Annotated in this window: 14 protein-coding genes, 2 pseudogenes and 1 riboswitch; of the genes and pseudogenes, 4 read left to right on the top strand and 12 right to left on the bottom strand. The window is 72.9% G+C overall.

Annotation, left to right across the window (positions count from 1 at the left end; all coding sequences use genetic code 11):
* Positions 1–92, top strand: a pseudogene (locus tag ACFXPX_RS38380) (ABC transporter ATP-binding protein); the annotation flags it as partial.
* Positions 93–136: 44 nt separating this feature from the next.
* Entirely contained in the window at positions 137–2692 is a 2556-nt protein-coding gene (locus tag ACFXPX_RS38385; protein ID WP_375884521.1) for an ABC transporter permease, read from the top strand.
* A gap of 238 nt (positions 2693–2930) precedes the next feature.
* Here ACFXPX_RS38385 and ACFXPX_RS38390 read toward each other — a convergent pair whose 3' ends face one another.
* The 7 genes and pseudogenes from ACFXPX_RS38390 to ACFXPX_RS38420 form a co-directional block, all read right to left on the bottom strand.
* Positions 2931–4298 carry an NAD(P)/FAD-dependent oxidoreductase gene (locus ACFXPX_RS38390; protein WP_350509113.1) on the bottom strand — a complete coding sequence of 456 codons (1368 nt, stop codon included), beginning with the start codon at positions 4296–4298 and terminating at the stop codon, positions 2931–2933.
* 428 nt (positions 4299–4726) lie between these two features.
* Entirely contained in the window at positions 4727–5668 is a 942-nt protein-coding gene (locus ACFXPX_RS38395; protein ID WP_380397637.1) for an exopolyphosphatase, read from the bottom strand.
* Between the two features lie 149 nt (positions 5669–5817).
* Positions 5818–6354, bottom strand: a pseudogene (locus ACFXPX_RS38400) (DUF501 domain-containing protein); the annotation flags it as partial.
* Positions 6326–6805, bottom strand: a complete 480-nt coding sequence (locus tag ACFXPX_RS38405) for a septum formation initiator family protein (RefSeq protein WP_380644706.1) — start codon at positions 6803–6805, stop codon at positions 6326–6328. The gene ACFXPX_RS38405 and the pseudogene ACFXPX_RS38400, both read right to left, overlap by 29 nt.
* Before the next feature lie 163 nt (positions 6806–6968).
* Positions 6969–8255, bottom strand: coding sequence for a phosphopyruvate hydratase (eno, locus tag ACFXPX_RS38410; protein ID WP_375884514.1), 1287 nt, complete (start codon positions 8253–8255; stop codon positions 6969–6971).
* A gap of 280 nt (positions 8256–8535) precedes the next feature.
* On the bottom strand, positions 8536–9318 hold the full coding sequence (locus ACFXPX_RS38415; RefSeq protein ID WP_380588701.1) for a transglycosylase family protein: 783 nt from the start codon (positions 9316–9318) through the stop codon (positions 8536–8538).
* Between the two features lies 1 nt (position 9319).
* Positions 9320–9490, bottom strand: a riboswitch (cyclic di-AMP (ydaO/yuaA leader).
* Between the two features lie 209 nt (positions 9491–9699).
* Positions 9700–11001, bottom strand: coding sequence for a cytochrome P450 (locus ACFXPX_RS38420; protein ID WP_375884508.1), 1302 nt, complete (start codon positions 10999–11001; stop codon positions 9700–9702).
* A gap of 302 nt (positions 11002–11303) precedes the next feature.
* On the opposite strand from ACFXPX_RS38420, the gene ACFXPX_RS38425 reads away from it, so the two are divergent.
* Positions 11304–11729 (top strand): SDR family NAD(P)-dependent oxidoreductase, encoded by a 426-nt coding sequence (locus tag ACFXPX_RS38425; RefSeq protein ID WP_375884505.1) that lies wholly within the window; start codon positions 11304–11306, stop codon positions 11727–11729.
* 19 nt (positions 11730–11748) lie between these two features.
* Here the strand turns inward: ACFXPX_RS38425 and ACFXPX_RS38430 are convergent, their stop codons facing one another.
* The 3 genes from ACFXPX_RS38430 to ACFXPX_RS38440 form a co-directional block, all read right to left on the bottom strand.
* Positions 11749–12786, bottom strand: a complete 1038-nt coding sequence (locus ACFXPX_RS38430) for a MazG family protein (protein WP_375884502.1) — start codon at positions 12784–12786, stop codon at positions 11749–11751.
* 129 nt (positions 12787–12915) lie between these two features.
* Positions 12916–16545, bottom strand: coding sequence for a transcription-repair coupling factor (gene mfd, locus ACFXPX_RS38435; protein ID WP_375884500.1), 3630 nt, complete (start codon positions 16543–16545; stop codon positions 12916–12918).
* A gap of 556 nt (positions 16546–17101) precedes the next feature.
* Entirely contained in the window at positions 17102–17494 is a 393-nt protein-coding gene (locus ACFXPX_RS38440) for a beta/gamma crystallin domain-containing protein (protein WP_380531560.1), read from the bottom strand.
* A 443-nt stretch (positions 17495–17937) separates the two neighbouring features.
* Between ACFXPX_RS38440 and ACFXPX_RS38445 the strand changes: the two genes are divergently transcribed.
* A complete protein-coding gene (locus ACFXPX_RS38445; RefSeq protein ID WP_380644707.1) occupies positions 17938–18564 on the top strand; it encodes a hypothetical protein in 627 nt (208 codons plus the stop codon).
* 3 nt (positions 18565–18567) lie between these two features.
* On the opposite strand, the gene ACFXPX_RS38450 is transcribed toward ACFXPX_RS38445, so the two are convergent.
* The gene (locus ACFXPX_RS38450; protein ID WP_380644708.1) at positions 18568–20031 is read right to left on the bottom strand and encodes a hypothetical protein; all 1464 of its coding nucleotides are present in this window, start codon (positions 20029–20031) and stop codon (positions 18568–18570) included.
* A gap of 265 nt (positions 20032–20296) precedes the next feature.
* Positions 20297–21566, bottom strand: a 1270-nt coding sequence (locus tag ACFXPX_RS38455) for an SUKH-4 family immunity protein (RefSeq protein ID WP_380644709.1), incomplete at its 5' end; no start/stop codon positions are given.

Below are 21566 nucleotides of genomic sequence, written 5' to 3' on the forward strand. Positions count from 1 at the left end.
ACGGCAAGATCGTCGACGAACTCCACAACCCCACCGCCGACACCGTCCTGGACCGCATGCGCCGCTTCGACGCCAAGGGCCGCACCAGCTGAGCCAGCGAGCCGACCGAAGCCCTCGAACCTCCCCAGGACACCTCATGTATCGCACCGCACTGCGCAATGTGCTGGCCCACAAGGGCCGACTGCTGATGACGGCGCTGGCCGTCATGCTCGGCACCGCCTTCGTCGCCGGCACCATGGTCTTCTCCGACACCTTCGGCAAGGCCCTGCGGGACAGCAACTCCAAGAGCTACTCGGACGTCGCCGTCCAGGTCGTGGACCGCGCGGCCGGCTCCGGCGCCTCGGCCAAGCAGAAGAGCGAGGCCGGCGCCGGCCTCACCGACGACACCGTCCAGCAGTTGGCCGCACTGCCCGGCACGGCGAGCGCGCGCGGCGTGGCCGGCGGCTTCACCGGGGTCGCCGACAAGAAGGGCAACCTGATCGGCCAGGTCTGGTCGGCCAAGGGCGCCAACTTCGCCCCGGGCCAGGACGGCCGGGACCCGCGCTACCCGATGACCGAGGGTCAGGGGCCGAAGAACGCCAAGGAGGTCGCCCTCGACCGCAGGACCGCCGACAAGGCGGGCTACAAGGTCGGCGACACCGTCCGGGTGGCCGCCAACGGTCCGGTGATCGAGGCGAAGCTCACCGGTGTCTTCACCACCGACGACCCGGTGGTCAACACCGGCGGCACCCTCACCCTGTTCGACCGGGCCACCGCCCAGCAGACGCTGCTGGAGCCGGGCCGCTACAGCAGCGTCGTGCTCACCGCCAAGCCCGGCACCTCCCAGGACGCGCTGCTCGCCCAGGTCGAGTCGAAGCTCCCGGCCGCCCAGCACTTCGACGTCGAGACGGGCGCCAAGCTGCAGGCGGACGAGCAGGCGCAGATCACCAAGGGCACCGACAGCATGCGCACCATGCTGCTGGTCTTCGCCTTCATCTCGCTCTTCGTCGGCATCTTCATCATCGCCAACACCTTCACCATGCTGGTCGCCCAGCGCACCAAGGAGCTCGCGCTGCTGCGGGCGATCGGCGCGAGCCGCAAGCAGGTGACCCGCTCGGTGCTGATCGAGGCGCTGCTGATCGGCACCGTCTCGGCGGCGGCCGGCCTGCTGGCCGGGGTCGGGATCGGCGCCGGGATGCAGTCGCTGATCGGCTCGCTGGACGAGAACATGCCGAGCGGCGCGCTGGTGATCAAGCCGATGACCGTCGTGGTGACCCTCGTGGTGGGCGTCCTGGTGACGGTCCTGTCCGCCCTGCTGCCGGCCGTGCGGGCCGCCCGGATCGCGCCGGTGGCGGCGATGAGCAGCGGCGACCAGCCGACCAGTCAGAAGAGCCTGGTGGTCCGCAACAGCATCGGTTCGGTGCTCGCCGGCGGCGGCCTGGCGCTGATCGCCTACGGCGCCTCCACCGGCAACGACAGCGGCCGGATGCCGGTCGGCGCGGGTGCCTTCCTGGCCCTGATCGGCGTGTTCGTGCTGCTTCCGCTGCTCTCGCGCCCGGTGGTCGCCCTGGTCGGCCCGCTGCTGCGGGGGCTGGGCGGCACTCCCGGCAAGCTCGCCCAGCAGAACGCGGTGCGCAACCCGCGCCGCACCGCGGCCACCGCCGCCGCGCTCACCATCGGACTGACCCTGGTCACCGGTCTGACCGTGATCGGCACCTCGGTCGGGGACACCATCGACCGGGCCGTCACCAAGTCGATGAAGGCCGACTACCTCGTCTCGGCCGCCAACCGGATGGGCCTCTCCGAGCAGGTGCCCGCCCAGATCGCCAAGGCCCCCGGGGTCGCCGCCTCCTCGCCGATGACCTCCACCGACTGGAAGCTCAACGGCACCTACAAGGAGATCACCGGCCTCGACCCGGCCGTCCTGGAGCAGGTCGTCGACATCAAGCTGAGCAGCGGTTCCACCGCCGGCCTCGGCCAGGGCCGGCTGCTGGTGGACCAGGACGTCGCCACCACGTTCAACGTCACCACCGGCTCGACGATGGCGGTCTCCTACCCGGACGGCTCCACCGGTCAGCTCACCGTCGGCGGCGTGTACGAGAAGGGCGGCATGCTCGGCCCGGTCCTGCTGGCCAACAGCGAGATCGCCAAGCACGAGCCGAAGCCGTACGTCCCCCAGGTCCTGGTCAAGGGCAAGGACGGCGCCACCGCCGGGCTCAAGCAGTCGATCAAGGACGCCACGGGCGCCAACCCGGTGATCGAGGTCAAGTCCAAGCAGGACGTCCGGGACCAGTTCAGCCAGGTCATCACCTTCGCGCTGAACCTGATGTACGGCCTGCTGGGCATGGCGGTCCTGATCGCCGTCCTGGGCGTGATCAACACGCTGGCCATGTCGGTCTTCGAGCGCAAGCGCGAGATCGGGATGCTGCGGGCGATCGGCCTGGACCGGAGCGGCATCAAGCGGATGGTCCGGCTGGAGTCGGTGGTGATCTCGCTCTTCGGCGCCGGGATCGGCCTGCTGCTCGGCTGCTTCATCGCCTGGGCGATCAACGGGACGCTCAAGTCCAGCCTGAGCGGGCTGACCACCGTCCTGCCGTACGGCCAGCTGGCGCTCTTCCTGGGCCTGGCCGGGCTGGTCGGCCTGGTGGCCGCGATCTGGCCGGCCCGCCGGGCCGCCAAGCTGGACATCCTGTCGAGCATCAAGACCGACTGACGCCCCGTCGGCCGGCTCCGCCCGCCCCCGGTCGCACCCGCGGCCGGGGGCGGGCGCACGCACCGCGGGGGAACGGCAGGAGCCCCTGCCGGAGGGTTCTCGGCAGGGGCTCCACTACTGCTGTACTCCGCCCGGTCGCACGGCCGGCTGAGCACCACGGAGGTCGTGGTCCGGCGACACTGCCGGGCGGAGGGCCTCCGACTCATACCCCGGCGCTCCCACACCGGGGTCCAGTCGCTTACTTGCTGGCGAGCTCCTTGTCGGCGGCCGGCTTGGCGGCCTCGACGGGCTTGGTGGGCGGCGTGACCTCCTGGATCGGAAGCTGCGGCTTCTCCATCTGGGAGAGGCCGACCGCCTCGCGCTTGAGGAACATCGCGAGGGTCCAGTCGGTGAAGACGCGGACCTTGCGGTTGAAGGTCGGGACCATCGCGCCGTGGTACAGGCGGTGGAACCACCAGGCCGGACGGCCCTTCAGCTTGTACTTGCCGAAGAGGATCGCCACGCCCTTGTGCAGGCCGAGACCGGCGACCGCACCCAGGTTCTTGTGCTTGTACTCCTTCTGCGGGAAGCCCCGCATGCCGGAGATCACGTTGTCACCGAGGACGACGGCCTGGCGGCAGGCGTGCTGGGCGTTCGGCGGGCACCAGGCGCCCTCGCCGGCGGCGAGGTCCGGGACCTGGGCGTTGTCGCCGGCGGACCAGACGTAGTCGAAGCCCTGGACCTGGAGGGTCGGCGCGGTGTCGACGTGGCCGCGCGGGCCCAGCGGCAGGCCGAAGTTGGCCAGCACCGGGTTCGGCTTCACGCCGGCCGTCCACACGATGGTGGCGGCGTCCATCTCCATGCCGTTCTTCAGCACGACGTGGCCGTCGACGCAGGAGTCCATCGAGGTCTCGATGTAGACCTCGATGTCGCGCTCCTCGAGCTTCTCCTTGGTCCACAGACCGAGGTCCGGGCCCATCTCGGGGAGGATGCGGTTGGCCGCCTCGACGACGACGAAGCGCATGTCGTCGCGGCTGACGGTCTTGTACAGCTTGGCCGCGTCGCGGGCCATGTCCTCGACCTCGGCGACCGTCTCGATGCCGGCGAAGCCGCCGCCGATGACGACGAAGGTCAGGGCCTTGCGGCGGACCTCCTCGTCCGAGGTGGACTCGGCCTTGTCGAGCTGGGCCATGACGTGGTTGCGGAGGCCGATGGCCTCCTCGACCGTCTTCATGCCGATGCCGTTCTCCGCCAGACCCGGGATCGGGAAGGTGCGGGAGACCGAGCCGGTCGCGACGACCAGGTACTCGAAGGGCAGCTCGTAGCTGTCGCCGGCCGCCGGCTGGATGGTCGCGACCTTGCGGGCGTGGTCGATGCCGGTGACGGACCCGGTCAGCACCTCCGCCTGCTTGAGGGTCTTGCGCAGCGGCGCGACGAGGTTGCGGGGCGCGACGTTGCCGCCGGCCGCCTCGGGGAGGAAGGGCAGGTACGTCATGTACGACCGCGGGTCGACGACCGTGACGGTCGCTTCGCCGTAGCGCATCTTCTTGAGGATGCGCATCGCGGCATACAGGCCGACGTAACCACCGCCGACAATGAGGATGCGAGGACGCTCCGTGGTGCTCATATCCGAAAGTATCCAGCACCGTCCGGAGCAGCCTTCGTGAGCCCGGTCACAAACTCATGGACACCCCGTGCTACACTGCGCGCCCGCAAAAACCGGCCCGGCGCACCGGCTCACGGGCCCCGGGGGCCCCTCGTGAACGTGCGCCGGAGCACTACCCGGCTGAGCAGCAACGATCCGTACAGCGCCCGGGTTCCCGCTCGTGATTTCGATTTTCAAACCCTGAACGAGGCCTGACCTGCGATCCAAGGGGCCGTACGACCGAAGGGCCTTCGGTCTCACAATTCGGGCGTAGCGGGCCACGGGGTGCGACGAAAGACTGGATCGCCATGTGAAGAAATTCACGAAGGTTCTCGCACGCACCCGGGCGCGCCCCGGCCCCGGCACCCCGAAAGGGGCGCCGGGGCCGGTGGAGTAAGGCCTGCGGACGGTCAGGAGGCCGTACTCCAGGCGATGCCGTCCAGGATGTCGTGCTCGCTCACGACCACCTCGGCGGCGCCGGTGCGGTCCATGATCTCCAGCAGTTCCAGCGCGCCCGCCGCGATCACGTCCACCCGGCCCGGGTGCATCGACGGGATGGCCGCGCGCTCGGCATGGGTGGCGGCCAGCAGCTCGCGGGCGATCTCGGCGACCCGCTCGCGGCTGATCCGGGAGTGGTGGATCCGCTCCGACTGGTAGGCGGGCAGGTCCTGGGCGATCGCGGACACCGTGGTGACCGTCCCGGCCAGGCCCACCAGGGTGGCCGCACCGGTCAGCGGGACGACCTCCTCGGCCTTGTCCAGCTCGGCCCGCACGTGCGCCCGGGCCTGCGCGATCTGCTCCGGCGAGGGCAGTTCCGCGCCGTCGAAGTGCCGCTCGGTCAGCCGCACGCAGCCGATGTCCACCGAGCGCGCCGCCTGGACCTGCGCCCCGCCGAGCACGAACTCGGTGGAGCCGCCGCCCAGGTCGAAGACCAGGTAGGGGGCGGGGAAGGGCCCGCCGGCCAGCTCCTTGGTGGCGCCGACGAAGGACAGGTGCGCCTCCTCCTCGCCGCTCACCACCTCCGGCTCGACGCCCAGGATGTCGCGCACGCCCTTGACGTACTCGTCGCTGTTCTCGGCGTCCCGGGAAGCGCTGGTGGCGACGAAGCGGGTGCGCTCCGGGCCGACGCCGAAGCCCGCGATGACCTCCCGGTACTCGCGGCAGGCGGCGAAGGTGCGCTCCAGCGCGTCCGGGTGCAGCCGGCCGGTGCGGTCCACGCCCTGGCCCAGCCGGTTGATGATCATGCGGCGGTCGAGGTCGGTGATCTCGCCCGTCTCCGGGTCCAGGTCGGCGACCAGCAGCCGGATCGAGTTGGTGCCGCAGTCGATCGCGGCCACACGGGTCGTACTCACTCGGACTCCTGCTCCGCCGTCGCGTCCTGCCCCGCCGTGCCGTCCTCGGCGGCGCGCTTCTTCGCGGCCCGCTCGGCGGTCTTCTGCTGCTTGGCCGCGATCACGGCCTCGTGGTCCTGGTCCTTGGCGCGGTTGCGCAGCACCCGGTCACCGGCCGCCTCGACCTCCGCCGGGGAGACGCACGGGCCCTTGGCCCACCAGTCCTCCAGCATGCCGATCGCCTCGTCGCCGAGCGGGTTGACGCCCTCTCCGGCCGCCAGCGAGTGGCCGACCAGCACGTGCAGGCACTTCACCCGGTCCGGCATGCCGCCGGCGCTCGGGAAGCCCTCCAGCACCTCGATCGCGTCGCGCCGGGCGATGTAGTCCTCGTGCGCCTTCTGGTAGGCGGCGGCCAGCTCCGGGTCCTCGGCGAGCCGGGCCGTCTGGTCCTTCATCACGCCCTCCGCCTCCAGGGTGCCGATCAGCGAGGCGGCCTTGGGGCAGGTCAGGTAGTACAGCGTCGGGAACGGCGTGCCGTCCGGCAGCCGGGGGGCCGTCTCCACGACGTCGGGGTTGCCGCAGGGGCAGCGGTGCGCCACACCGCGCAGGCCGCGCGGCACCCGGCCGAGCTGGGCGGCGATGGCCGCGACGTCGGCGTCGGAGACGGCGGGGTGGTTCTCAGTGGTCATGGGGGGTGGGGTCTCCAACGGAGGACGGGGGGAGCGGACGGGGTGCGGCGGGGGCCAGCGCGACGGTGTCGGCGGCGTCCACCGAGTCCCAGATGCTGGTGTACCAGGGCTTGTCGGCCTTCGCCGGGCCGGCGGCCGCGTCGGCGGCGGCGGCCGAACCGGCCGGCGCGGAGGGCCGGGCGGCCGGCCCGGCCGGGTCCACCGCGATGTACGGGGTCTCCCCCGGCACCGCGTAGTGCAGCCGGGCGCGGGCCTGCGCCTTGACGTACTCCGGGTCCTGCCAGCGCGCCTTGTCCCGGCGCAGCTGGTCGACCTGCTGGCGCGCGTGGTCGGCCTTCGCCCGCTGGGCGGAGATCTCGGCGCGCTGGGAGATGAACTGCCGCGTGGGGTAGGCCAGGATCGCCACCAGCGAGCAGAGCACCAGGACGAGGACGGTCGCCCGGCTCGTGAACCGAGGCCGGGCCGCCAAGCCCGGGATCCTCCAGCCAGCCATCTCCCGTATCCCCTCCTGGTCGCGACGGTGCCCCGCCGTCCACCCTACGGGGTGAGCGGCGGGGCACCGGTCAGGCGTGCGCTACCGGGGGCCTCGGGCCCCCGGGATCCGGGCCGGACGCCGCCCGGCCCGGGCGCGCTCAGCCCTCGTGCTTGAACCGCGGGAAGGCGCCGCGGCCGGCGTACTCGGCGGCGTCGTCGAGGATCTCCTCGATGCGCAGCAGCTGGTTGTACTTGGCGACGCGCTCGGAGCGGGCCGGGGCACCGGTCTTGATCTGGCCGCAGTTGGTGGCGACGGCCAGGTCGGCGATGGTGACGTCCTCGGTCTCGCCGGAGCGGTGCGACATCATGCAGCGGTAGCCGTTGCGCTGGGCCAGCTCGACGGCGTCCAGGGTCTCGGTCAGCGAGCCGATCTGGTTCACCTTCACCAGCAGCGCGTTGGCGGTGCCGGTCTCGATGCCCTTGGCCAGGCGGGCCGGGTTGGTGACGAACAGGTCGTCGCCGACCAGCTGGACCTTGTCGCCCAGCTTGACGGTCATGGCCTTCCAGCCGTCCCAGTCCGACTCGTCCAGCGGGTCCTCGATGGAGACCAGCGGGTAGGAGGCGACCAGCTCGGCGTAGTACTCGATGAGCTCGGCGGCCGACAGGGCCTTGCCCTCGAACTGGTAGGCGCCGTCCTGGAAGAACTCGGAGGCGGCGACGTCCAGGGCCAGCGCGATGTCGCGGCCGGGCACGTAGCCGGCCTTCTGGATGGCCTCGGTGATGAGGTCCAGGGCCTCGCGGTTGCTGTCCAGGTTCGGCGCGAAGCCGCCCTCGTCGCCGAGGCCGGTGGACAGGCCGCGCTCCTTCAGCACGCCCTTGAGGGTGTGGTAGACCTCGACGCCCCAGCGGACGGCCTCGGAGAAGGACTCCGCGCCGATCGGAGCGATCATGAACTCCTGGATGTCGACGTTGGAGTCCGCGTGCGAGCCGCCGTTGAGGATGTTCATCATCGGGACCGGCAGGACGTGGGCGTTCGGGCCGCCCAGGTAGCGGAACAGCGGCAGGTCGCTGGCCTCGGAGGCGGCGTGCGCGACGGCCAGCGAGACGCCCAGGATGGCGTTGGCGCCGAGCGAGGACTTGTCCGGGGTGGCGTCCAGGTCGAGCATGGCCTGGTCGATCAGGCGCTGCTCGGTGGCGTCGTAGCCGACCAGCTCCGGGCCGATCTGCTCGATGACGGCCAGGACGGCCTTCTCCACGCCCTTGCCGAAGTAGCGGTTCTTGTCGCCGTCGCGCAGTTCGAGCGCCTCGAAGGCGCCGGTCGAGGCACCCGACGGAACAGCGGCACGACCCGTGCTGCCGTCGTCGAGGCCGACCTCGACCTCGACCGTGGGGTTGCCGCGGGAGTCGAGGATTTCACGGGCTACGACGACATCGATGGACGGCACGAAGCATCTCCTTGCGGAAGCAGGGTCCGGCTGCGGGTGGTGCTGTCGGCCGGACGATTGCGGAGTCGTTACGACCAGAGCCTAACCGCCCGGGCTCCCGGGGCCACCTCGGCCCGGGCTGCGTCTCACCGTGTGGCCCGGCTACCCACCGGTAGTTCACCTGCTCGTCCCGGTGCGTCCCACCGGGGCGTCCATCGGGGCGGGCGAACGCGGACGTAGGGGGCCGCCGGGCGCGGCCCCCTACGTGTCCAGCGTGTCGTTCTCCGTGGAACGGTCCGGCTCAGCCCAGGTGCAGGACCTGGCCGGGCACGATCATGTCCGGGTTGCCGCCGACCGTGGTGCGGTTGCCGTCGTAGAGCGCCTGCCAGCCGCCGGACACGCCCTGGGCGGTGGCGATGCCCGACAGGGTGTCACCGTCCCGGACGGTGTAGTCGTGGCCGGTCGTGGCGGCCGGGGCCTGCGCGGCCCGCGGGGCGGCGTGCTTGGGGGCGTACTGCTGCGCCGACGGGGCGGCGGGCTGCTCGGCCTGCTTCGGCGCGGCGTGCTTCGGCGCGTACTGCTGGACCGGCTTCGGCTGGGCGGGCTTGGCGGCGGCCTTGGGGGCCTGCTGCTTGGGTGCCTGCTTCTGGGCCTGCTGCTTCTGCGGCTTGGCGTCCGAGGAGGTGTCCACCTGGGCCGGGGCGCCGCCCTTGCTCAGGCCCGCCTTCTGGGAGCAGACCGGCCAGGCGCCGGGGCCCTGCGAGGCGAGGACCTTCTCGGCGACGGCGATCTGCTGCCCCTTGCTGGCCTGGTTGGCCTGCGCCGCGTACGCGGTGCCGCCGTACGCCTTCCAGGTGCTGGGGGTGAACTGGAGGCCGCCGGAGAAGCCGTTGCCGGTGTTGATGCTCCAGTTGCCGCCGCTCTCGCACTGGGCGACGGAGTCCCAGACGGAGGCCGGGGCGGCGGAGGCGCCGGTGGCGGAGAGGAGCGGCAGTGCGAGTCCGACGCCGGCCACACCGGCGACGGCGATGGCCTTCTCGGCCTGGGTGCGACGGCGATGACGGCCGGTTCCAACGAACAGCATGAAGGTCCCTCTCCGCACGCCTGCGAGGTGAGCTGTCGGGTTCGGACCGGGAGGTGGCCCGGCCGCCGTCTGCGGAATCGATTCCGCGCGGGCGGCTTCACCCCGAGCCGTGGAGGAACGGCAACAAACCTGGTTCCCCCGCCCCTGCCCAGGGTTCTGGTCGGTTTCCCGTGACGCGGCGGGCAGGATTCGGCGTCCGCGCACGAGGTCCGCAGCTGCGAACTCCACGGAGACTAGACAGATCCTCAGACGAATCACAAGCTCATATCACCGACATCACACAAGAATTACGGCCCGTGTTCGATCGCCTACCAACGGCGGGGCTTTGTCCGGTTTGATGAGCGTTCATACCACCGCCGGTGGCCGGTTCCGGATGCTTCGTCAGCGTGTCGTGGCCTCAGGACGACTGTGCGGCGACCGGGGCTCCGGACTGAATTCGACCGGAAGTTCGCGCAATCCACGCATGATCAGGCCACCCCGCCAGCGCAGATTCTCCGGGCTTTCGGCCAGCCGCAGATCCGGCAGCCGGGAAAGCAGCGTGGCCAGCGCGGACCGCCCCTCCAGCCGGGCCAGCGGGGCTCCGATGCAGTAGTGGATGCCGTGCCCGAACCCCAGGTGCGGGTTGTCGCTCCGGGCCAGGTCGAGGGTGTTCTCGTCGGAGAACCTGGCCGGATCGCGGTCCGCCGCCGCCAGCACCACCAGCACCGGGTCCCCGACCGGGATCTCCACCCCGCCGATGGTCAGCGGAGCGGTCGCGAACCGCCAGGTCGCCAACTCCACCGGCCCGTCGTAGCGCAGGAGTTCCTCGATCCCGGTCTCCAGCAGCGCGGTCTCGCCGCGGGCCACCGACTCCTGCAGCAGGGCCCGCTGCCCGGGATTGCGCAGCAGCGCGTACGTCCCGTTGCCGATCAGGTTCACCGTCGTCTCGAACCCGGCGAAGAGGAGGATGAAGGCCATCGCGGCGGCCTCGTTCTCGGTCAGGTGCTCGCCGTGGTCGCTCGCCCGGATCAGGCCGGAGATCAGGTCGTCCCCGAGGTCCGCCCGCTTGCGGTGGATCAGCTCCAGCAGGTACGCCCGCATCCGCTTCACCGCCCGCCCCACGCCGCCGCGTTGGCCGCCCCCGTGCCGGATCATCATTCCGGCCCAGTCCCGGAAGTCGTCCTGGTCCTCGGAGGGAACGCCGAGCATGTCGCAGATCGCGTAGATGGGGAGCGGGAACGCGAACTCGTGGATCAGGTCCGCCGAACCGCGCTGCGCGAAGCCGTCGATCAGCCGGTCGGTGAGCTGCTGCACCCGCGGCTCGAACTCCGCCACCCGGCGCGGCGTGAACGCCTTCGACACCAGGCGGCGCAGCCGGGTGTGGTCCGGCGGGTCGATGTTCAGCAGGTGGGTCATCAGGTCCGCCTGCCGCTCCCCCGGGATGCCCACCCGGCCGGTGCGGTGCGCCTGCCCGCTGTGGTGCGCCGGGTTCTTCGAGAGCCGGCCGTCCGCGAGCGCCTGCCGGGCGTCCGCGTAGCGCGTCACCAGCCAGGCCTCCACCCCGCTCGGCAGCGTGGTGCGGTGCACCGGGGCGTGCTCGCGCAGCCAGGCGTAGGCGGGGTACGGGTCTGCGGCGAACTCCCAGGTGAAGAGCTGCGGGTCGGGCTGGGCGGCGGGCTGGGCGCCCTCGGGCTGAGCTGGCATGGGTCGACCGTAACCGCTGGACCGGAGGGGCCCGGACCACCGGCGCACGCGCCCCCGCGGCCGGCCGGAGGCCACCGCCGCGCGAACCGTCCGTGACCGGCGCGCGAGCGGAACGCCGACACTCCGTGGACGGCCCGTGGACGGTGCGTGGACGGGCCTTGGCCAGCTCTTGGCCGGGCGGCAGGCGTGAGCCTGGTCACCTGAGGGGTAATCCCTGTTGCGGAGGGTCAGGACCTGCCTACGATCCTCCGAAGTACGCGCGGGCGCCGGTGCGGTGTCGCCCGCAGGGAGGAGCTGGACCAATGACGGTCAGCGGAGCAGTCGTCGTCATCGCGGTACTCGCGGGCGGTTCGGGGGCCGACCTCGCCCGCCGGTTCACCGCGGCCGGCACCGCCGGGATGCTGATCGCCGACACCCACGTCGGCATCGCCGAGGACCTCGCCTCCGAACTCGACCGGCCGGGCTGCCCCGTGGTCGGCGTCTCCGGCGACATCCGCCGGCCTAGCGACGTCGCCGCGCTGGTCGACACCGCCGAGAAGCACTTCGGTCCGATCGACCTCTTCTGCGTGGCGGGGCCGAGGGGCGAGCGGATCGTCTCCCTCGCCGACCTGCCCGCCCACCTCGACCTGGAGCGCCTCGCCGAACTGGTCGTCCTGATCGGCGAGGCGATCGGCGAGCTCGTCCCGCCGCAGCGGTGCGCCACCGAGCGCACGGCGACGGCGGCCTGAGCCGCCCCGCCACCGAGGTCTACTCCGGCCGGAGCCCCTCGGCCGCGCGCACCGCGTCCCGGTAGCCGCGCGCGGCCGAGCGCAGCGCCGCGTCCACGTCCACCCCGGCGTCGTGCGCCCGCTGCGCCACCGCCAGCAGCAGCCGGCCCGCCGACTCGGCGGTCAGCTCGCGCGGCAGCTCGTACGGCTCGTCCGGCACCCCCGCGAAGCCCGCCCGGCGCACCCGGGACACCAGCTTCGCCGCGTACGCCAGCGCCGGCAGCCCGGCCGGCACGCCGTCCAGGACGGACTCCCGGTCCGCCTTCTCGGCCGCCTTCAACTGCTCCCAGTTCGCCTCCGCCTCGTCGGCGCCCGCCACCTCGACGTCCCCGAACACGTGCGGGTGCCGGTACAGCAGCTTCTCGACCATGTCCCCGGCCACGTCGTCGATCGTGAACGGATCGGTCGGGTGCTCCTCCGCGACCCGGGCGTGGAAGAACACCTGGAACAGCACGTCGCCCAGCTCCTCGCGCAGCGCGTCCCGGTCCCCCTCCTCGATCGCCTCGACCAGCTCGTAGGCCTCCTCGACCAGGTACTTCACCAGGCTCTCGTGGGTCTGCTCGGCGTCCCACGGGCAGCCGCCCGGCGAGCGCAGCCGGTCCATCACCGAGGCGAGGTCCAGCAGCCGCGCCCCCGGCAGGTCGTACGAGCCGGGCAGCACCTCGATCTCCGGCACCTCCCCGGCGTGCTCCACCGCGAGCCGGGCCAGCGCGTCCGTCAGCCCCGGGTCCCCGTCCGGGCCGCCCAGCCACACCGTCGCCCCCGCCCCGGCCGGCTGCCCGGTCAGCAGCCGCGCCAGCGCCGGCGCCGACCCGGCCGGCGCCACCTCCACCGCCACCCCGGCCTGCCGCACCGCCGGCACCTGCGGGTGCCCCTCGTCCCCGACCAGCACCCGCCCGGCCGACCGCAGCGCCTCCCAGGCCGGCCACGCCAGCAGGCCGGGGGCCACCCGGTGGGTGGTGGTCAGCAGGATCAACTTCGCGCCCGGAGCGTCCGTCGGCACAGCATTCGTCGTCACCCCTCGAACCTACCCGCCGCGGGCACCCCGGGCCCGGCCGGTGGCCGGCGGCCGAACGGCGGCCCCGGGCCGGGCCCGGAACCGCCGTGAACCGCCGTGGACGGCCGCCGACCTGAACACCGCCGGGGGCTACTTCTTCGTCCCCGCCAGGTCGTCGAACATGGCCGACAGGAACTCGGTGCACCAGCCGAGCAGTTCGCGCCCGACCAGCGGCTTGCCGCCGATCCGGCCGGTGCTCGGCCGGGGCACCAGGAGCTGCTGGGCCGCCGCCTTGACCTGGCTGCGCGGGTAGAGCCGGTTCAGCCGCAGCTGCTGGGACTCCCGCAGCTCCACCGGGCCGAAGCGGACGTTGGAGCCCTGGAGGGTGATGTCCGAGATCCCGCAGCGGCGGGCGTACAGCCGCAGGCCGGCGACCATCAGCAGGTTCTCGACCGGCTCGGGCAGCTTCCCGTAGCGGTCCGCCAGCTCGTCCCGGACCTGCTGGATGTCCGCCTCCGAGTTGACCGCCGCGATCGAGCGGTAGGCCTGCAGCCGCAGCCGCTCGCCGGGGGCGTAGTCGTGCGGCACGTGGGCGTCGACCGGCAGCTCGATCTTCACCTCCAGCGGCTCCTCCTCCGGCTCGCCGCCGTTCGCCAGCGACTCGCGGAACTCGGCCACCGCCTCGCCGACCATCCGCATGTAGAGGTCGAAGCCGACGCCCGCGATGTGCCCGGACTGCTCGCCGCCGAGCAGGTTGCCGGCGCCGCGGATCTCCAGGTCCTTCATGGCGACGTACATGCCGGCGCCCATCTCGGTGTGCTGGGCGATGGTGGCCAGCCGCTCGTGGGCCGTCTCGGTGAGCGGCTTCTCCGGCGGGTACAGCATGTACGCGTAGCCGCGCTCGCGCCCGCGCCCGACCCGGCCGCGCAGCTGGTGCAGCTGCGACAGGCCGAAGGTGTCGCCGCGCTCGACGATCAGGGTGTTGGCGTTGGAGATGTCGATGCCGGACTCCACGATCGTGGTCGACACCAGGACGTCGAACTCCTTCTCCCAGAAGTCGACGACGACCTTCTCCAGCTGGTTCTCCCCCATCTGCCCGTGCGCCGTGGCGATCCGCGCCTCGGGGACGAGGTCCTTGAGCCGGGCGGCCGCCTTGTCGATCGACTCGACCCGGTTGTGGATGTAGAACACCTGGCCCTCGCGCAGGAGTTCACGCCGGATCGCGGCCGAGATCTGCTTCTCGTCGTACGGCCCGACGAAGGTCAGCACCGGGTGCCGCTCCTCCGGCGGGGTGGTGATGGTGGACATCTCGCGGATGCCGGTGACGGCCATCTCCAGGGTGCGCGGGATCGGCGTCGCGGACATGGTGAGCACGTCCACGTTGGCGCGCAGCTTCTTCAACTGCTCCTTGTGCTCGACGCCGAAGCGCTGCTCCTCGTCGACGATGACCAGGCCGAGGTCCTTGAACCTGGTCTCCGAGGAGAACAGCCGGTGGGTGCCGATGACGACGTCCACCGAACCCTCGAACAGCCCCTCCAGGACGGCCTTGGCCTCGCTGTCGGTCTGGAAGCGGGACAGCGCCTTCACGGTGACCGGGAAGTTGGCGTACCGCTCGGCGAAGGTGGAGAAGTGCTGCTGCACCAGCAGGGTGGTCGGGACCAGCACGGCGACCTGCTTGCCGTCCTGCACCGCCTTGAACGCGGCCCGCACCGCGATCTCGGTCTTGCCGTAGCCGACGTCGCCGCAGATCAGCCGGTCCATCGGGACGGACTTCTCCATGTCCGACTTGACCTCGGCGATGGTGGTCAGCTGGTCCGGCGTCTCCGCGTACGGGAAGGCGTCCTCCAGCTCGCGCTGCCACGGGGTGTCCGGGCCGAAGGTGTGGCCGGGGGCGGCCATCCGGGCCGAGTACAGCTTGATCAGGTCGGCGGCGATCTCCTTGACCGCCTTCTTGGCCCGCTGCTTGGTCTTGGCCCAGTCCGCTCCGCCGAGCCGGTGCAGCGTCGGGGCCTCGCCGCCGACGTACTTGGTGACCTGGTCGAGCTGGTCGGTCGGCACGAACAGCCGGTCGCCGGGGTGGCCGCGCTTGGCGGGGGCGTACTCCAGCACCAGGTACTCGCGGGTGGCGCCCTGGACGGTGCGCTGCACCATCTCGACGTACCGGCCGACGCCGTGCGCCTCGTGCACCACGTAGTCGCCGGCCGCCAGGGCCAGCGGGTCGATCGCGTTGCGGCGCCGGGACGGCATCCGGCGCATGTCCTTGGTGGAGGACTTCTGGCCGGACAGGTCGGTCTCGGTGATGACGGTGAGCTTGAGCCGCTCGTCCACGAAGCCGTGCTCGATGGAGCCGCAGGAGACGTACACGACGTCCCGGGTGGGCGCCTCGGCGAGGTCGGCGACCAGCCGGGCCGGGATGCCCTCGTTGCCGAGCACCTCGGCCAGCCGGGAGGCCGGGCCGTGGCCCTCGGTCACCATGACGACCCGCCAGTCGGCGGCCAGCCGCTCCTTGGCGTCGGCGATCGCCCGGGCGGTGTCGCCCCGGTAGGCCTCGACGGCGTGCATGCCGAGGGTCAGCGTGTTGACGTCGAACTCCAGGATGCCGTCGACCGTCGACTCGCTGGTCGCGAACGGGCTGACGGACCACCAGGGCAGGCCGATCTCGTCGGCGTGCTCGCGCACCTCGGCGAGCGAGCGCAGCGAGGCGGCGGAGACGTCGATGGCCTCCAGGTCGATCGGCCGGTCGCCGCCGGCGGCCGCCGCGACCCAGGAGGCCTGGAGGAACTCCTGGCTGGTGGCCACCAGGTCGGCCGCTCTGGTCCGGACCCGCTCCGGGTCGCAGACCACCGTGACCGAGCCGAGCGGCAGCACGTCGAGCAGCAGCTCCATGTCGTCCACCAGCACGGGTGCCAGCGACTCCATGCCCTCGACCGCGATGCCCTCCGCGATCCTGTCCAGGATCTCCGCCAACCCGGGCTGCTGGGCCGACAGTTCGGCGGCCCGGGCGCGCACCTGGTCGGTCAGCAGCAGCTCCCGGCAGGGCGGCGCCCACAGGCCGTGCTCGGCGATCTCCAGCGAGCGCTGGTCGGCGACCTTGAAGTAGCGGATCTCCTCGACCTCGTCGCCCCAGAACTCCACCCGCAGCGGGTGCTCCTCGGTCGGCGGGAAGACGTCCAGGATGCCGCCGCGGACGGCGAACTCGCCGCGCTTCTCGACCAGTTCGACCCGCGCGTAGGCGGCCGCGGCGAGCCCGCGGGCGACCTCCTCCAGGTCGTGGGTCTCCCCGCGCCGGACGGCCACCGGCTCCAGCTCGGCCAGCCCCTTCACCTGCGGCTGGAGCACCGAGCGGACCGGGGCGACGATCACCTGCACCGGCCCGGCCGCCGGATCGTCCGCCCGCGGGTGCGCGATCCGGCGCAGCACGGCCAGCCGGCGGCCGACGGTGTCCGAGCGGGGCGACAGCCGCTCGTGCGGCAGGGTCTCCCAGGCGGGGTACTCGGCGACCGCGTCGGCGGGCAGCAGCGAGCGCAGCGAGGCGGCCAGGTCCTCGGCCTCCCGCCCGGTCGCGGTGACGGCCAGCACCGGACGGCCCCGCTCACCGGCCGCCCGGCCGGCCAGCGCGCGGGCCAGCGCGGCGACGGCGAACGGCCGGGCCGCGGGCGGTCCGACCAGGTCCAGGTGCCGGCGGCCGCCGGCCGCGGCTCCGGTGGCGGTGGCCGCCTCGATCGCCTCGGCGAGCGCCGCGTCCCGCGCGACGACATCGAGCAGTCCGGTCAGACTCATCTGGGGTCTCTTCTTCGTGCCGTGGCTGGTGCTGCCTCCGGGCGGCGAACGGCCCACCGGGGCAACGCGAACGGCCCGGCACGCCGAGCGGCCGGGGGTCTCCAGCCTACGCCGCGGCACGGACGGGCACGCGGCGTAGGAGCCCGGCGGGGCCGCGCCGTCCGGGCGACCGGCCGCGCGGGGATGATCCGGCAGCCGCCGGGGCGTTCCTGGCAGGGACACGACCGCAGGCGAACCACTGGACGGAACACCGGACCGACCGGTGGACGAACCGCTCGGGCACCGGCCCCGACCGGGCTCCGCCATCCGCCACGAACTGGACATACTCCTGTCACTGGCCGTCCATGGAGATCGCGCACCATGGTGAATGTGCCCGCCGCACCCAACCGTGGGGGATGGCTGTGGCGGCACTGTCGCACCCCCGATGGGGGTCGGAGGTGCGAGGCCGGGCGACCCTGGGTGGGGGCGCCCGCCCAAGCGCCGGGAACCGTGGCGCCCTTTCCTGGAGGGCGCCACGGGTCTCGGCCTCTTCGCGTTGCGCCCGCCTGCTCCGGCCCTACCAGCGGGACAGGTTGATGTCGTACATCATCACCTGGCGGCCCTGGTTGGCGTTGAAGTCGTAGCGCTCCCAGGTGAAGACGGTCCAGGAGCCGAGTCCGCCGCCCAGATAGGTGATGACCTTGTTGTTGCCCGCGTCGATCCGGTCGACGTTGTAGACCCGCAGGGACATCCAGCCGTCGTTCGCGAAGCAGAGCTGCCCGCTGTAGCCGTAGTTCCAGACCTTCGCGAAATCGTCCCGGTTCCCGCAGTCGACCCGTTCCACGGCCCGCGCCGCGGTCGTCGGCAGCAGGGTCGCGGCGGCGGCCGTGAGAACCGCCAGAACGCCGACGCGACGGGCCTTGCCCATTCCGTTCCGAACGGTGGAGCGGGGATCGGTGCGGCGAATCATGTAACCCCTCCCTCGACAACGGCTCCGTCGACAACGGCCGGGTTCCCGAGATTTGCACGGCGGGCCCGCACCGCACAGGTGCTTTCCGGCCAAGCCGGGATTCGCCCGGCGACCGGGGAACGTACCCGGACGACATGAGCTATGGTCCCAACACGCCTGCCGTGCTTGAGGATCGGAGCAGAATCTTGGCACCTCCCGCCCGATTCGGACGATTCACCGCCGCCACCCTCGCGGCCACCCTTTCGGTATTGTCCGCGGGTTGTTCGAGCGAATCCGGAAAGGCCTCCGCCGATTCCGCGCCGACCCCGCCGGTGCTCGGTTCCACGGCCGCTCCGGAATCCGGCCGGGGCGGATTGACCGGACTTCCGCTGTCCGCTTATCAGGCCGACGACCGGTCCGCGGTCAAGGAGATCCAGGCCCGGAACGCGCTGACCGTCTCATGCATGCACCGGGCCGGCTTCGCCGGGTTCACCGGGGACGGGCTGCAGGCCGCCCAGCCGCCGGACAACGCGACCGCACTGCCGGCCGGCGCCTGGGGCTACCTCGGCGCGGAGGCCGCCGCCACCCTGGGCTTCCACCCGCCCCGGCGGTCGGCCCCCCGGCCGGACCCCGCCCCGGCCGGTTCCGGCGAGGCCTACGACGGCGCCCGGGTGGACTGCGACCGGCGGACCGCCGAACGGATCGGCTCGCCGCCGGCGGCGGGCAGCCGACTGGTCGACCGGCTGTTCCAGGAGTCGACGACGGCCACCGCCCGGGACGCCCGGGTGGTGGCGGCCACCGGGCAGTGGACCGCCTGCATGACGGCCGCCGGCTTCCGGACCACCACCCCCGAGGAGCTGGCGCACGGGTACTCGACCACGCCGGAGCCCACCCCGGCCGAGCTGGCCGCCGCCCGCGCCGACGCGGACTGCACCGCCCGCTCCGGCCTGGCCGGCCTCTGGTTCGCCGTGCTGGCCGGCTACCAGCGGCAGCTGATCGACCACAACGCACAGGCCCTGACCGCCCAGCAGGAGGCGGTCAGGGCCCAGGACGCGAAGCTCACCCGGCTGATCACGGGCGAGGGCGGCTGAGGACTACTTGCGGCGGTAGGACACCGTGTTGGGGGGTGCGTAACCGGCGCCGTCGTCCACGATGATGATCTTCGGGATGACCCGGGTCTCCTCGGCGCCCGCGGCACCCGCGGCGCCTGCCACACCGTTCACGCCCTCCGCCGCGTCCACGTCGGCCACGGGCCCGGGCGGCGTCGCGGGCTTCGGCGGCACCGCGGCCGGGACGACCGGACCGGTCACCACCGGGTCGACGGCGCCCCCGGCCTCGGCTTCGGCGGGCTTGGCGTCGGCGGGCTTGGCATCGGCGGTCCTGGCCGCCACGGCGCCGCCGACCACCGGCTGCCGCAGCAGCGCCGTCGCACCGGGCCGCGCACCGCTGGGCCGGGCACCTCCGGGAGCCTCGGCGGGGGCAGCCGCCGGGGCAGCGGCGGGAGCGTCGGCCGGTCCGTCGGCCGGGGTCGCGGCGCCGCGCAGGTCCGGCAGCGGGATCTCCCCGGTGTCCGCCTCCGAGTCGACCGGCGCGGTGTCCGCCACCTTGTCCGCCACCGCGTCCGCCGGTCCGGCCGCGGCGGCCCCGGCGGCGGCCGCGGCCAGCCGCTCGGGCTCGATCTGCCCGACCGCCGCGCCGGTGAGCGAGGCCAGCGTCGCCTTGATGTGGTCCAGGTGCTGCTGCACCGTCTCCAGCCGGGCGTCGAAGGCCTGCTGCTCGCGCTCGCTCTCCGCGTTGATCTTCTCGGCCTCCCGGCGGGCCTTCTCGACCAGCTGGTCGGCCTTGGCCTGGGCGTCGGTCTCCAGCTGCTTGATCCGGTTCAGCACCGTCTCCCGGTGCTGCTCGGCCTCCTTGACCCGGCGCTCGGCCGTCGCGGAGACCTCCGCGTCCTCGGCGTCGGCCTTGGCCTGGGCCTCGGCGAAGGTCTCGTCGGCCTTGCGGCGCCTGGCGGCCAGCTCGGCCTCGGCGTGCTCGCTGGCCTCGGCGGCGGCCACCCGGACCTTGGCGGCGTAGGCGGTGGCACCGTCCCGGGCGGCGCGGCTCTCCCGGTCGGCGTCGGCGCGGATGCCCTCGGCCTCGGCGCGGGTGCGCTCGTCGGTGCGGCGGGCGGCGGCGTCGGCCTCGGCGCGGGTGGTGGTGGCGTACTCCTTGGCGGCCTTGTCGGCCTCCTGGCCGGCCTCGTAGACCTCGTCCCGCAGGTCCTCGGCGAAGCGCTCGGCCTTCTCCTTGACGGCGCGGGCCTCGTTCCGGGCCATCTCGGCCAGGCCGGCGGCCTGCTCGCTGAGCACCTCGTAGTCCGGCTCCGGGGCCTCCTCGGCGGCCTGGCGGATGTCGTCGAGCCTGGTCTCCATCTGCCGGATCCCGGCTCCCAGGACGCTCAGCCGCTCCCAGGCCTCGTCACGTTGTGCGGTCAGGGCGACCAGCGCCCGGTCGACCTGCTCGGGCGCGTAGCCGCGCCGGGCCTGGGTGAAGCCGTACTGGGGGACGGCGTCGCTCATGGGCTCTTCCCCTCGTTTCGCGGGCTGCGGAGCCCATGATCGGACGGACTGGACGGATCCGGAACCGGTTGGGACACCGGGGCCGAATCCGGTCGTCGTGCGGACCGGAATGTGTCGAGGACGGGGCGATGAGACCCATCCTCTTGACCTATTTTGCGCAGATCCGGACGAAACCCCAACGAGGCACAGCTGCCGGGGCACGCCGAAGGGGTCGTTCCGGACACCGGAACGACCCCTCCCACCTGCGAGGATCCGCGACGGTCCGCTACAGCAGACCGTCCCAGAACTGCTCCAGCAGCACGGCCCACCAAGTGTCCGCGGTCTGCAGGGCCGCCGGGTCGATCGCGGCGAGCTGGGCCTGGAAGTCGGTCGTCCAGCGACCGGCCTGCTCCGGCGTCAGCCCGTACCGCAGCCGCCACATCCGGCCCAGCAGGGCCAGCGCGCGGACGAACTCCGGTACACCGGTGTTGACGAAGCGCGGCGGCTGGCCGGTTCCGTCGACGTCCACGGCGACCACGTTCGCGGTGCCGTACTGGACGCACAGCTGACGGCCGTAGTCGTTGCCGAGCACCAGGTAGCCGCCGAAGTCCGGGCCCTGCTGCAGGCCGCGCTCGGCGGCCAGCTCGGCCAGCGTCGGAATCGGCCGGCCCTCCTGCGCCTGGGCCCAGAAGAACGGCCCGAAGTCGCGCGGCAGCCCGGCCCACGTCAGCGTCTGCGACACCGGCTCCGGCACGCCCTGGCGGGAGACGGCGCGCTGCTCGTAGCGGAACAGGTTCTGGCCGAAGGCCGTCCCCAGCTCCTGGGCGAGCTGCTGGGGCGGCGCCGGCGGCAGCGCCTGGACCGTCCCCGGCGCGGGCAGCGGAACCCGGAACGGGCGGACCCGCTGGGCACCGGAGGCCAGCTGGTGCAGCTCGTCCAGGTGGTCCAGCAGCTCGGCCATCCCGGCCTGCCGGGAGGCGTGGTCGCGGCCGTACGGGGCGGTGTGGGTCAGCCGCACGTTCGGCCAGGAGGCCGCGATCATGCGGTTGCAGTAGCCGCCGGGCAGATCACACGACTCCAGCTCGGTGTAGAGCTCCAGCACCTGCTCCGGCGGCACGTTCAACCGCCGCAGGTCCTGGAGGATCTTCCACTCCGGGTGCGGGGTGCCCGGTTCGCTGCGGTGCAGCAGCTTCTGCTCCGAGCCGTCCGGGCCCCGGTAGCTGAGCGCGGCGAAGTAGCCCGGGCCCACCGCGGGCACCCCGGGCGGCACCGGCGCGCCCGGCGGCGGGCCGGTGACCGGGGTCGGCGGGACGACGCCGGGCGCGGCACCCGCGTTCGGGTAGCCGTACCCGGCCGCGGGCGCGGCCGGAGCCGCCGGGCCGCCGGGCGGCGGCGGGACGGCCGGACCGCCGGACGGCGGGGTGCCCGGGTCCGCCGGGCCGCCGAGCAGCGCGGGGTCGATCGCGCTCGCCAGCTGGGTCGCCTCGTACGCCACACCGGCGGCGGCCGGGGCGGGCCCGCCCTGCGGCGCGGGAGCCGGGGCCTCACCGGAGCGC

The organism is Kitasatospora sp. NPDC059146 (genome assembly GCF_042786665.1).
Lineage (GTDB): Bacteria > Actinomycetota > Actinomycetes > Streptomycetales > Streptomycetaceae > Kitasatospora.